The 13334-nt window shown below is 46.8% G+C and carries 12 protein-coding genes and 2 pseudogenes; 3 read left to right on the forward strand and 11 right to left on the reverse strand.

Features of this window, described 5'->3' with window-relative positions; translation table 11 throughout:
- Positions 1-9: 9 nt before the first annotated feature.
- The 5 genes and pseudogenes from GJ1_RS04005 to GJ1_RS19470 form a co-directional block, all read right to left on the reverse strand.
- Complete coding sequence (locus GJ1_RS04005; protein WP_066228801.1) at positions 10-1002, reverse strand: MBL fold metallo-hydrolase; 993 nt, start codon at positions 1000-1002, stop codon at positions 10-12.
- Between the two features lie 260 nt (positions 1003-1262).
- On the reverse strand, positions 1263-2138 hold the full coding sequence (locus GJ1_RS04010) for a PaaX family transcriptional regulator (protein ID WP_240432125.1): 876 nt from the start codon (positions 2136-2138) through the stop codon (positions 1263-1265).
- Positions 2139-2270: 132 nt separating this feature from the next.
- Positions 2271-2552 (reverse strand): annotated as a pseudogene (locus GJ1_RS18270) (enoyl-CoA hydratase/isomerase family protein); the annotation flags it as partial.
- A complete protein-coding gene (locus GJ1_RS18275) occupies positions 2552-4033 on the reverse strand; it encodes an aldehyde dehydrogenase family protein (RefSeq protein WP_373278019.1) in 1482 nt (493 codons plus the stop codon). The pseudogene GJ1_RS18270 and the gene GJ1_RS18275, both read right to left, overlap by 1 nt.
- On the reverse strand, positions 3999-4205 hold the full coding sequence (locus tag GJ1_RS19470; protein WP_083509933.1) for a PaaD-like zinc ribbon domain-containing protein: 207 nt from the start codon (positions 4203-4205) through the stop codon (positions 3999-4001). Before GJ1_RS19470 ends, GJ1_RS18275 begins: the two co-directional genes overlap by 35 nt.
- 485 nt (positions 4206-4690) lie before the next feature.
- Between GJ1_RS19470 and GJ1_RS04020 the strand changes: the two genes are divergently transcribed.
- Positions 4691-5386, forward strand: a complete 696-nt coding sequence (locus GJ1_RS04020) for a processed acidic surface protein (RefSeq protein ID WP_281176908.1) — start codon at positions 4691-4693, stop codon at positions 5384-5386.
- A 10-nt stretch (positions 5387-5396) separates the two neighbouring features.
- A pseudogene (locus GJ1_RS17605) lies at positions 5397-5504 on the forward strand (class D sortase); the annotation flags it as partial.
- A gap of 174 nt (positions 5505-5678) precedes the next feature.
- On the opposite strand, the gene GJ1_RS04025 reads toward GJ1_RS17605, so the two are convergent.
- Complete coding sequence (locus GJ1_RS04025; RefSeq protein ID WP_066228804.1) at positions 5679-6830, reverse strand: CapA family protein; 1152 nt, start codon at positions 6828-6830, stop codon at positions 5679-5681.
- A gap of 575 nt (positions 6831-7405) precedes the next feature.
- Here GJ1_RS04025 and GJ1_RS04030 point away from each other — a divergent pair.
- Positions 7406-7804: a hypothetical protein gene (locus tag GJ1_RS04030; RefSeq protein WP_373278020.1), complete on the forward strand. Its 399-nt coding sequence runs from the start codon at positions 7406-7408 to the stop codon at positions 7802-7804.
- Between the two features lie 225 nt (positions 7805-8029).
- On the opposite strand, the gene lhgD is transcribed toward GJ1_RS04030, so the two are convergent.
- The 5 genes from lhgD to GJ1_RS04055 form a co-directional block, all read right to left on the reverse strand.
- The gene (gene lhgD, locus GJ1_RS04035; protein ID WP_066228809.1) at positions 8030-9226 is read right to left on the reverse strand and encodes an L-2-hydroxyglutarate dehydrogenase; all 1197 of its coding nucleotides are present in this window, start codon (positions 9224-9226) and stop codon (positions 8030-8032) included.
- A 175-nt stretch (positions 9227-9401) separates the two neighbouring features.
- Entirely contained in the window at positions 9402-10196 is a 795-nt protein-coding gene (locus GJ1_RS04040; RefSeq protein ID WP_083509934.1) for an ABC transporter permease, read from the reverse strand.
- Positions 10196-11128, reverse strand: coding sequence for an ABC transporter permease (locus tag GJ1_RS04045; RefSeq protein ID WP_025948812.1), 933 nt, complete (start codon positions 11126-11128; stop codon positions 10196-10198). The genes GJ1_RS04040 and GJ1_RS04045 overlap by 1 nt, the downstream gene beginning before the upstream one ends.
- Positions 11092-12198 (reverse strand): ABC transporter ATP-binding protein, encoded by a 1107-nt coding sequence (locus GJ1_RS04050; RefSeq protein WP_066228812.1) that lies wholly within the window; start codon positions 12196-12198, stop codon positions 11092-11094. The genes GJ1_RS04045 and GJ1_RS04050 overlap by 37 nt, the downstream gene beginning before the upstream one ends.
- A gap of 18 nt (positions 12199-12216) precedes the next feature.
- The gene (locus tag GJ1_RS04055; RefSeq protein WP_066228814.1) at positions 12217-13323 is read right to left on the reverse strand and encodes an ABC transporter substrate-binding protein; all 1107 of its coding nucleotides are present in this window, start codon (positions 13321-13323) and stop codon (positions 12217-12219) included.
- Positions 13324-13334 lie beyond the last annotated feature (11 nt).

Genomic DNA, 13334 nt, shown 5'->3' on the forward strand with positions numbered 1-13334 from the left:
GCCAGCTGGCTAACAGCTGGACATCGGGCATTGCCGATAGATGACCGCATGGCGATGCTCCTCTTTTTGCAATTCGCCGACAGACACCAAATATTCCAAATGCGCCAGCGTCTCAGCCACTGCAAATCGCCATTGGTGCGCCGTCAACGGCTTATGGCCGAACACGCGATGGGCGACTTCATAGGCGGTGGACCCCGCTCCTGCTAGCGCTTTCATTTTTTGCAACCGTTGTTCGTGATGGCGGAAAATGTCGCCGATCCGCTCGCGAAATTGGCGAATGACCCCGCCATGGGCAGGCAGAGCCACATCCACCCCAAGCTCCTCCACTTTGCGAAGCGAAGCAAAATATTGCTCGAGCGGATTTGGGTGGGCGCCCGGCCATACACTAATGTTCGGTGTGATGCGGTCAAGCACGTGGTCCGAGGCAAGCAGCTGGCGCGATTCTGGCTGATAAAAACTGATCAATCCATCGCTGTGCCCTGGGACTGGGATGACTATCCACCGCCGTTGCCCCAGCACAATGTCTGGACGGTCCAAAACGGTTAACACCGGAAACGGGCTGACGCGCAGCGACAGCTTCCACATGTTCTCCTCAATTTCGGATACAAGCTCATCCGGCACGCCATGGCGGCGAAACATGGCACCTACTTCGCTCGCCTGGACGCTCTCTTCCCCCCACACCCGTTCCGCCATCGCATAATCCGGTTCGCTGATCCAGACGGGCGCTTCCGTCTGCTGCTGCATCCACCCGGCCAAGCCAAAATGGTCTGGATGGAAGTGAGTGATGTAAATAGCGCGAACGTGCCGCGGCTTGATTCCCAACTGCCGAAACACTGTTTCCCATGCACGAATCGCCTCAGGATCGCGAAAGCCAACGTCAACGATGCTCCACCCATCCGTCTCCCGGCATACGTAACAATAGACATACTTCATTGGAAACGGGACTGGAATCGGAACGCGGTAAATTCCGTCTCCTACCGTTTCCATTTCAATCTGCGCCATCCTTTTCCCCTCCCCCTGCTTTTTTCCTTCCTCTTATTCACAGCGCCTCAAGTGGACATGCCAGGCGCCGATATCCCCCAATCCATTTTAGACGCATAAACGGTGACATCCCCCGCCATCTATGCTTTGCTTAGAGGTAGGGGCTTCTCGGATGATCCCGTCTTATGACTAAAATGGACCGAGCGACCCCCGTCTGCCCGACGGTTGTCATCCCCCACCTCCCCTTCGTTTAGAAGTGGAGGACTTCTTTCGGAATGGCGTTAAATCATTTCCATAAACGGATTGATCGCCTTATCGCGGTTGAATGTCACCTCACGATCTGGTGCGGCCTCAAACAATGTTTCAAAATAGCGGATGGCCGGAACGGCGAGCAGCTGATGGACATTAAAAAACAGCTCCCGCGCCCTCGTTCCGCTCCAATCATCCGGTAATAAATCGTTCGGAAATCCCGGATCAATAAAGAAAAAACTCCGATATTCATGCACGAGTTTCGTCCGCTCAATGAAACATTCGCGGTCAGTCAGCTCATTGTTCCAAGCCCGTTGTTGGAATTCTTCGTACTTTCGTTCGTACGTTTCAATAAACCGGTCATACTCCTTGGCAATATAAGAGAAATCCCAGCCGCGCTCGATGATTTGCTCGTTGCTGTGCGACACGATGGAGCTCGCCGTAAACAAAATGACGTACGGCTCCAAATGATAGTCTTTAACCCATTCCATCACTTGCGGTTCGATCGGATTCGGACTCGCCCACGTCCCGTGGGAGATGAGGCCAAACCCCATCAAGCTTAATTCTTTGCGGATTTGGCTGCGCAGCTCCCGTTTTTCTTCGGGAACGGAGTACGTCAACACCCGCCATTGGCCGTCCCACTTGTAGTTCCGCTGCGAATAGACGCGGTTGAACCCGTCCATCATCGTCCGTTTCCCTTTCGGCGTCAACGAATAATAGCTGTTGTTGCCGATTTTCCGGACTTCAAAAAATCCCTGTTGCACCATCCTTAGCGCCGCTCCGCGGATGGACGACTCGGAAATGCCGAAGTGGGACATCATTTGGATCAAGCTTCCGATCCATACTTCGTTCCCATAATGTTGAATATATTCCCCAAATAACGTAAACATGAGCGCTCTCGGCTTCACTGCTGTTCACACCTTGTCTTTTTTTTGAATTTTTCTTTTATTATGGTACGAAATCACCTTCCCTTTCAAGCGCTAAATTTATGTTTTCGTAAAAACATATCGGCCGAAACGGCCGATATGCACTCTGAATCATTAAACTCCTTTCCAATTCGGTTGGCGTTTTTCCAAAAAGGCGCTCATCCCTTCTTTCGCGTCTTCGGATCGGAACAGCAAGTTTTGCAGCTCGCCTTCGCAGCGGATCGCCACATTCAGCGGCATCTCTTTCCCGTTCATGATCGCCAGCTTGATGTTCGAGACCGCATACGTCGCGCTGCTCGCGAGCTTGCGCGCATATTCCCGCGTCCGCTCTCTCGTTTCCGCCTGCGGAAACACTCGGTTCACCAGTCCAATGTCCAGCGCCTCTTGCGGCGTGATCAAATGCCAAATAGGTTCAACGGTTTAGTGCCGATATAAGAGACGACGCTTTTTGTCTCAGTGTATAAGTTCAACGTCTCAAGCGCCAGCTCGCGGCCAAACCCCGACTGCTTGTACCCCCCAAACGGCGTGCCTGGAAATGCGGAAATCGGCGAGTTGACCATGACAATCCCAGCGCGGATGCGCGCGGCGACGCGATGGGCTCTTCCGTGGTCTTTCGTCCAAACGGCTGATCCTAACCCGAAAATCGTATCGTTCGCCAGCTTAATGGCCTCTTCCTCGTCACGGAACTTCATGACAACGACGACTGGACCGAAAATTTCTTCCTGCGCCACCCGCATGTCGTTTCTTACATTGCCGATAATCGTCGGCATGTACCAATAGCCTTTCGCAAACTCCTCACCTTCCGGGATTTTCCCGCCGTATAAAATTTCGCCGCCTTCCTCAACCGCCAGCTTCACATAGCTGTCGATCACTTGCTGATGGCTTCGCGAAATGACCGCGCCCATATGCACCCCTCTTTCAAACGGGTTGCCGACGCGGATGCGGGACGCTTTTTCAATCAATTTCTCCATAAACTCATCGTAAATGGTTTCATGCACAAACAGCCGCGAACGCGCTTCGCACGACTGCCCCGTGTTGTAAAAAATGCCGTAAAGCGAGCCGTTGACCGCCGCTTCGATATCGCAATCATCAAACACGATGTTTGGCGATTTCCCGCCGAGTTCGAGCGTCACTCGCTTCAACGTCTCCGAGGCGCGCCGCATAATGTCTTTGCCGGTTTCCGTCTCTCCGGTGAAGGCCACTTTGTCAATGCACGGATGCTCGGTCATATACGGACCGATTTCAGAACCACTTCCAGCAATGACATTGACGACGCCATCCGGAATCCCGGCCTCTTGGCAAATTTCCGCCAGCATATAAGCGGTGATCGGCGTATAGCTTGCCGGCTTTAACACGACCGTGCACCCGGCTGCCAATGCCGGCGCGAGCTTCCAAGCCGCCATCATCAACGGATAGTTCCACGGGATGATTTGTCCGCATACACCGACCGGCTCTTTGACCGTGTAGTTGAAAAAGCCGTTTGGCACTTGGTTGACGTCGCCTTGCAACGTAATTGCTGCGGCCGCATAAAATTCAAAATCCTCAATCGCTTGCATAATTTGCCCTTTGGCCGCATCGACCGTTTTACCGCTGTTTAACACTTCCGCATACACCAAGTCATCGAATCGCTCCCTCATCAAGCGGGCAATTTGATTCAGCAGGCGCGCCCGCTTCGCCCCCGTCATTTTGGGCCATTTTCCCGATTCAAACGCCGCGCGCGCCGCCTTGACGGCACGGTCTACGTCTTCTTTCGTGGCTTTGGCGACGGTCGCAATCACTTCCTCTGTCGCCGGATTGATCGTTTCAAACACTTCTCCGTTGCTGCTCTCGACATACTGGCCGTTAATGAACAGCGGATAATGTTGCTTGATCTTCATCAGTGGGCTCCCCTTCCTCCTTGGCATCGTCTCTCCATCTCACCCGCTCAAACACGCTTTTGCATTGATGGCAATAGTATTGCGAAACGAGCTGAGCGGTCCCAAACATCGATAGCGGCGCTACGTTCACTGAGCCGCAAAACACGCAGCGCACCTCCCTGCCTATCGGCATCGGCTAGACACCTCTCTGTTTTATTACGTTTTATTTAATATCGTCTGTTTAACATAATACTATTAAAATTTAAACACACTGTCAATAATAAAACTGAAAAAAATGAAGATTTATAATATTCCTTCTATCCTTTGATCGATACGAATTAGCTCATGGCTTTTTAATTATATGGAACAGAAACGACCGTCCTGATCAAGAAAACCCAATGGGATGCGTTACATCCCGTCGGTTTTCTTCTCAGATCATGACGATGCCCTGCTGCCCGCTTCATTTTTCTCCTTGTTTGTTTCTCCAGACGCTCCTTTACACCAACTCGTTACGTTACGTTTCGTCCCGTCGTTTCCTCCTTCAAGAAGCAACAACATCATTCCTCCTTTACCCGACGGCTTCCATTCAACGGTTAGCATACGTTTCCTCTAAAAAGTCATACATGGGAAACATTAGACGACGATGGAGCGGTTTTTATGTAAAAGCTTGAAAAACTGCTGGCTAAAAACGGCGATTCACTTGACAATTACGCGACGGTCGAGGAACTGGCGGAGGCGGTCGTCGATTACTTGCTTCCGGATTTGGACGAGCTCGGCTTGACGGACGCGGAGTTAGAAAAGTTATACAACCATTTTGAATCGCTCAATATGGAAGATCCGCAATTCGCCGAAAAAATGGAGGAAATCGGCCAGCGGCTTGAGGCGATCGGTGCGTACGATTTCACAAGCGTGACGGAACTCTCGCCAGCGCAAATCGCTGAAATCGCCGATGTATGGACCGACCTGCTTTCCGCTTGCCAGCTGGAAGCGAAGTTTTATTTGACGAAAGACGGCGAGAAAAAGCCTCTCAGCCTGTCGACATTGTTGACGTTAGAATCAACGAACGGCTACGATTTGCTTGTTGAAATTTACAGCACCGAAGGCGAACTGCTTGCCGATTTTGTTGTGACCGAAGAGATGTTTGCCTCCGATATTTTCGATGAGATCGGGGAAGACTTGCAAAATGGAGGTCAGGCGGCAAAAATCGAAAAAGTGGTGAAACCGGCGCCGCCGAAACCGCTGAAGCGTACTGAAGCCGAGGCGAAACTGCCGAAAACAGCCTCGCCGTATGCGGCTTATATGCTGCTTGGCTTGTCCTTCATCGGCGCGGGCGCATTCCTTGTCCACTCCCGCCAAGGAGCTGAGGCAAACTAGAATGAACCGAAAACCAAAAGCGACGCTCACCGTTTCCACGTGTTATCCGTTCCGCTACGTCGGCCCCGCCCCGCAGCGGTGCGTGCTCGTCGCCAACTTAATCAAGGAACGCTCGTAACTTTGTCAAAAACGAAAAGGGATGGCCCTCGGCATGAAGGCCATCCTTTTTTGATTTCTTCCAAAGACCGATGGGGAAACGGAAAACGTTTAAGCGAGGAGACGTTCTCAAACCGCCATCTTTCTCAGGCCATTGTAAAGAAATCATCGTTTTTCACCAACTTTTAGGCATGGATCAATGGGCCTCATATGCCGTCCACGTCGGTTTCACGATTTTCGCTGATAATGAGACGATTTTCCCTTTCACTCGTTTCGCTTCCTTTCCCGTGAGCGGCACCGGCTGATAGTTGTTTCTTGTCGTCACCGACGAAATGCGAAACGGGATGACGCGAATTTCTTTTTTGGCCGTCCGTTTGCCGTTTTGGAAAGAAAACGTCTGCTGAAACACGTACGTATCTTTGTCGCTCGGATTTTTGTTCCCTCCGAACATGAAATTGCCTAGGCTGTAGACGATAAACTTCCCTTTATACTCCTCAATGCCTTGAATGACATGCGGATGATGGCCGACGACCAAATCGGCGCCGCTGTCAATGGCAAAGCGGCCGAGCGCCTTTTGCGTGCTGTTTGGCGTATAGCTTCGTTCGACTCCCCAATGAAAATGAATGAGCACGATATCGGCCCCTTGCTTCCGAAGCGTGCGAATGTCGTTGGCGATCTGCTTGCGCAGTGCGCTTGTATTGCTCCAGCCTTCATAGCCAAGCGCTCCGATTTGGATTCCTTTCACCGTTTTCAGCAGCCGAAACGTGCGACCAAAATAGCCGATGTTTTCTTTTTTCAGATTGGCAATCGTGTCATTATATCCTCGTTGCAAATAATCGTACGTATGATTATTAGCCAGATTAACAGCGTCAATGCCGCCATAGGTTAAAATCTTCGCATAGCTCGGATGGCCGCGGAAACGGAATTTCTTGCTCGCTTTGCGCGTGGAGGTGGTCAACGTTGTCTCCAAATTGACCGTGGTAAAATCATCTTTTTGAAAGATCGGCTCAATGTATTTCGTAAAATAGCGCAAGCCGTGCTTTTTCGCCTCATCGTCGAACGAATACGCATAGCCGTAGTTTTCATCGCGCCCGAGCGTCACATCTCCCGCTGCGCTTAACGTAATGCGCACTTCACTTGGCGCCGTTGACTTCATTGCCGCCTGCGCCACAGCCGCTTTGTCGGCTGGCTTCAGCAACGGCGGATGCTCGGCCGCTCGCCCAGCCGTTTCGTTTCGCGCAGCCAACACTTCTTGTGCGCCGTGGTCCACCGCATTTCCGCATGAAAATAAAAAGATTGACGCCATACACACAAGCGCCGCATTTCTCCTCTTGATCCATGAGTTCATTTTTTCTGCTCCTATCAATCTGTTTCCTTCGAACTTTGAAAACTTCCATAACTATTATTCAACATGCCCTCTATCTATTCCTTTCTTTTCACAAATTTAGAAAACTGGTGAAAAACTAGTTTTTTGCTCAAATCAGCGGCGTTTGACCAGAAAGGAGAGCAGATCTGACAAGGTTTCTCTAATTGAAAAAGAGTTGGGATGAGCCGCCTTTTTCAATAAATCGCCGCCCTTTTAGGAATGATGGCCTGGCCAATCTATGGTATAATAATTCTGTAGGCATTTCCTTCCTCATTCCACACCTCAGACTTCCCTCCCTCCATTGGCGGAAATGCCCCTCATTAGCGCGATATTCAAGTTAAGGAGGGCTCCTCATGCAAGAACAGCTTTTACGCCAATTGACTGAACTTGTACAAGGTTTAGTCAATGACATGACCGTCGTGAAACAAGATATGCAGATGGTCAAGCAAAACATGGACGCCATGAAAAAGGATATGGATTCCATGAAAAAAGATATGGATTCCATGAAAAAAGATATGGATTCCATGAAAAAAGATATGGATTCCATGAAAAAAGACATGGACTCCATGAAGAGAGAAATGGATTCCATGAAACAGGAACTCCAAACGGTAAAGCAAAAAGTGGACAAGCTCGAACAACGAATGGACAAACAGGAAGAAGAATTGCGCTGGTTAAAAGAGCAAATGAAAGAAAACACAGAAATGATCAAAGCGATCCGCGACAATCAACTCGAGCAGCGAAGCATCCAAGACGGCATGCGCCACGAAATCGCCAACCTCCGCGGAGAAATGGCTGGCATTCGCGAGCAGATGGCAACAAAAGACGAGCTCTCCCGCCTTCGCGAGCAAATGGCGACAAAAGAAGACATCTCCCTCATTCATCAGCGGCTTGATTATCAACTCAGCCGCATCGCGCGAGCGGAAGAGGAGATTTATTTGCTGAAGAAGGCGGAGTAATAAGATCCCCCATCCTGACCGTTTCCGAATGCATTGTCTGTTTCTCCCGTTTCGTCGTCCATCGTTTTTCGAGAAAAACTCCGCTACCCCACCATAGGGCTGCAGTAGGGAAAATGTGCTTTTTCTTTGCAATAACTCACACTTGCAGGGTTGAAGCGATCCAAAGATATGAAAATCCTTCGCACAGTGCCGGCGCAAGCCATGCTTGCGCCGGGCAGACTGCCCTCAACACCCCGCCATCTCAAGAGTTCGCCGTGCGATCTCTTCTCCAATAGGAAAACAGGCTGTTGCCGCAGGCGATGGGGCATTTAAAACATGAACGGTTCTCTTCGTATTAATAATGTAAAAATCATCAACGAGTGTTCCATCAGAGCGCAATGCTTGGGCGCGTACGCCTGCCGGCGCCGGGATCAAATCGTCCGCCTCTACATCTGGAAGCAAACGCTGGACATTTTTTACAAAAGATATTTTGCTATATGAACGGACCATTTCTTCCATTCCTTCTCGCCAGTACGTCAAGGCTAATTTCCAAAACCCCCTAAACGAGAAAGTATCTAGCAGGTCCTTGACATCCACATCCGTTTTTCTGTATCCTTCACGCTTGAATCCAAGTACAGCATTTGGTCCCACTTCCACCTCACCATTGATCATTCTTGTTAAATGAACGCCAAGAAAAGGAAATTGTGGATTCGGAACAGGATACACTAAGTTTTTCACAAGGTAGCGTTTTTCAGGGCGCAACTTATAGTACTCCCCGCGAAAAGGAACAATTTTTAGGTCCATTGCTACTCCCGAAGCACGAGCAATACGGTCGCTATGCAACCCTGCACAGTTAACTGCAAAATCAAATGATTGGGCGCCGCGGTTAGTAATTACGCGGACTTTTGAACGCTCTTCTACGATTCGCTCCACCTTTGTATTTAATGATAGTTCGGCGCCTACATCCTTTAATAGTGATGCTATTATTTCACAAACCTTCTTATAATCGACGATGCCAGTTTCTTTTACATGAATAGCCCTGATCCCACTAACATACGGTTCGAAATCTCGCAAACGATCCTGACCAATCAACTCGAGATTCAGACCGTTTTGCAACCCACGGTCATATAAGTTTTTCAAGAGTGGAAGCTCTTGCTCACTCGTGGCTACAATCACTTTTCCACACCGTTCAAAAGGAATCCCATATTTCTGACAAAAACGAATGAGCGCTTCCCCTCCTGATCTCGCAAATTTTGCTTTATAACTTCCAGGTTTATAATAAATCCCTGAATGAATAACACCGCTGTTATGGCCTGTTTGATGCGCTCCCCAATGATTTTCCTTTTCAATCACTGTAATTTCCGCCTCTGGTCTAGCCTGCTTAATAGAATAAGCGGCAGCTAAGCCAACAATTCCTCCTCCAATAATGGCTATATGAATCATGTTAAGATCTCCTTATTTCATACTTTCTTTTCGGAATAGTCTCTGTTCGCTGTGCTCTACATCATTTAAAAAAATTTCCGCTTTTTGCTACCGACAGAAAAGAAAGAACGGGGAAATTCTTCCCCATCTTTAACACGATGCTTCGTCATGTAAGCAATCACAATAAAGTGAACGGTTAGTGGGCACTTCCCAACAGTTTTCCAACACCATGAATTTTCTCTAAAATCAAAATAAGTACAATTGAAATCAAAATTACAACACTCGAAACCGAAGCAACAATCGGACTATATGCATCTTGCATTGTTGAAAAAATTTCCAAAGGCAATGTTCTCATCTCAGGAGACACCATAAATAATGAAACCGTAACATTATCAAATGAAGTCAAAAAAGAGAATAACGCCCCGGATAAGACCGCCGGCCGAATTAAAGGAAATGTTACTTTCCAAAAAACAACCACCGGACTAGCTCCAAGAATTGCCGCTGCCCGTTCCAAATTGTAATCAAAACCACTTAATCCTGTTAGGACAAAACGAACTACATATGGTACACAAATAATAATATGAGCGATCAAAAATCCCGTCGGAGTACCCGCTAACAACATAGGCGTGAAATAAATTAATAAGGCAATGCCCAGTACCAATTGTGGAACAGTCAACAGAGCGGTTAACAACGAGACAAGATAAGATTTCCCAGGTATATCGTATTTGGCAATAGCAAGAGCTCCTAATGTTCCCAACAAGACTGAAAACAATGATGCTAAAAAAGCGAATTTTACACTATTCCAAAAAGCTTCGACAAACTCTGGCCGTTCTAGCAACTTGGTGTACCATTGTAGTGAGAAACCCTTTGGCGGAAAACTCGGATAATTGGCGCTGGTAAGTGAAGCCGGAATGGTTACAACCAATGGGATTAAGATGTAAATGAGACTAATTATGGCTAGTAATAGTCTCAATCTTCTCAAAATACTCATTAGCGAAACACCTCCCGATAGCGCCCCTTTTCCATCATTCGAGTAAAAATAGTAACCATGATTAATGTAATGCCAAGGAGAACATACGAAATGGCAGATCCGTACGTCCAACGCAGTAAGTTAATAATTTGGTCATAAGCCACAACCGGGAGCATAGGTACATTTGCCCCTCCCATCAGCGCTGGAGTCACATAGGCACTCATCGACATGCTAAAGACCAACACGACCCCTGATACAATCCCTGGTAAACTCAATGGCAAGGTAACCGACCAAAATGAACGGAGAGGACCGGCGCCGAGAATGGCTGCAGCTTTCTCAAGAGATGGATCAATATTATATAAACTTGTAGCAACCGATAAAATCATAAATGGTAAATAGGCATTAGACAGTCCTATAACGACACCTATCTCCGAAAATAACAATTTAGGCGGTGAAGTGGTAATACCAAGGCTAATTAATAATTGATGGACTGTCCCGTTTGGTAATAAGAGAAGATACCATCCGAAATTACGCACAACAATGCTAATAAGCAACGGTGAGGCTACAAGCAAAGTTAATAATCCGCGGACACGCGGGGAACATTTAGCCATTGTTAATGCTACAGGATAACCGAGCAACAGGGATACCACTACAGTGTACAGGCTTATTTTGATTGTCAGCCATAACGAATGTAAATAGTAAGAATCAGTAAAAAAATGTACGTAGTTTCCTATGCTATAAAACGCATTCGTTTCCCCTTTGGTTTCAATAAAACTTAAATATAAAATGTAAAGCATTGGTATCACAAAAAAACCGAAAATAAATGCCACTAGGGGGAACAAAAGCAAACCGCAATATATATATTTTCTCCAATTTCTTTTTCTCCTTGCCGTAACAATTTCTGTTGACAATCTGACTATTTTTTGACGATCATCATATCTGACGGGTTCCATCCCACAGTCACCTCAGCTCCTATTTTCCAATCCGATTTAACGAAAGGTTGTAGCACTTGCACCCGTTTTCCAAACAATAGCAACTCAATTTCCCAAGCGGAGCCAAGATAGTTCATTTGAACGATCGAAGCATTGTACTTGTTGTAATAAAAAATTTCTGGCTCGCTTTCTTGTTCCTGAATGGTTAATTTTTCTGGTCGAATGTACAGTTTGACCTCATCTCCAATTGAATAAGAACGTTCCGGGCCCATCATATTTTTTGACTCAACGAGTACCTGAACGCCTTCCTCTAACTCAATACATACCATTCGACTGTCGACCGTTTTTACTTTACCCTCTAATTGGTTTGATTTCCCAATAAATTGAAAAACGAACTCGGTGCATGGATGCTCATAGATTTCCGTTGGTGTTCCAACTTGTTCAATTATTCCTTTATTCATTACCACGATTCGATCAGACAGGGAAAGTGCCTCCTCTTGGTCATGTGTAACAAAAATAGTTGTAACCCCCACCTCTTTCTGCAAACGCTTAATTTCAGCCCTTAATTCATAACGTAATTTAGCATCAAGATTGCTGAGTGGCTCGTCAAGCAACAATAACATTGGTTGCACTACTAGAGCACGAGCAATTGCCACCCGTTGTCGTTGCCCTCCGGATAATTGGCGCGGATACCTATTCTCCAATCCCACCATTTTCACTAACTCTAACGCCTGCTCGATTCTCTTCTTCCTCTCTTCTTTTGGAACTTTACGCAAAGATAAACCAAAATCAAGGTTTTCATAAACAGTCATATGCGGAAATAGAGAATATGTTTGGAATACCATTCCTAAACCACGTTTATACGGAGGAATATGTGTCACTTTTTTCCCTTTAATAAATACTTCTCCTTTATCAATATCAAGAAAACCAGCAATGACATTAAGTGTTGATGTTTTGCCGCACCCAGAAGGGCCAAGCAAGGTGAGTAGTTCACCTTGCTTGACTTGTAAATCGATACCGTTTAGGATAACGTTTTTCCCAATCTGTTTATAAACTCCCCTTATTTCTACGTCATTTACTACTGTTTGCATATGCTTTCACTCCCTAATTTATTTGCTAACCTTTTTCCCTAATTCTGGTGTAACTTCTTTAGCCCAACGATCTGTCCATTCTTCCCGAATTTCTGCCATCTTTTTAAAATCAGGGCGGAAAACATGATCACTATCTTTTAGACCAATAGATTTTTCGTACTTGGGCGCTACCTTCATTTCTTTGAGCACCGGGTAGAAACCGCTTTCTGCGATTTGTTTTTGCGACTCCTCACTTATCAAAAAGTTTACGAATTTTATCGCCGCTTCTTTATGTGGAGCATTCTTGACAACCGTCGCGCTGAATGCTTGCAATGGCGCTCCCTCTTTCGGAATAACCATTTTCAAAGGCACTCCCATATCAATCAACTCAGCTATCGCATAGCTGCCCATAACAGTGACATCTGCTGCTCCTTGTTGCACAGCTGGCATCATTTGAGTAGAGTTTTTGTAGAATGTATTGGAATAGCTAGCTAATTCCTTGGCTTTTTGCAAACCAGGTTCCAAATTATCCAAACTCCCACCATTAGCATTGGCAAGGTTATAAAGCAAAGCAAAACCCCAGTCATTGGCAATGTCGGCGAATGCTGTTTTTCCGTTATATTCAGGTCGAATAAGGTCATTCCAGGATGTAATGGGTGCCCACTTGTGTTTCTCAAACGTTTCCGTATTGTATGCAGGAGCAATTACCAACCCAAATACAGGCACCCCAACATTATTTACGACAACAAATCGCGGATCAACCTTATCCATGTTAGGAACTGTCGATGGATCTAATTTTTCAGTCAACCCTTTGTCATTAGCTCTTTGTACGTCCAAGGGTACATAAAACGCGACATCGTATTGGGGGGCATTTTTCTGCAATTCCACCTTTGACAATATTTCTCCAGATAACCCAGGAACAAAGTTTACTTTAATTCCGTATTCTTTCTCAAATTTTGGAGCAATTACTTCGCGAATAGCTCTCTCGATTTTGCCGCCATTCCCCGCGACTGTAATTTCAGTCGCACCATCTCCCGAATTGCTAGCCGGTTTAGCTTCGCTAGTTGTTTTAGGATTTGGAACACTGCAACCGACTAAAGACATAACAATTATAGAAACTAATATGGCAATCCAGCGTTTTTTCATTCGATTTCCCT

It is taken from the genome of Geobacillus jurassicus NBRC 107829 (assembly GCF_001544315.1).
In the GTDB taxonomy this organism is placed as follows: Bacteria; Bacillota; Bacilli; order Bacillales; family Anoxybacillaceae; genus Geobacillus; species Geobacillus jurassicus.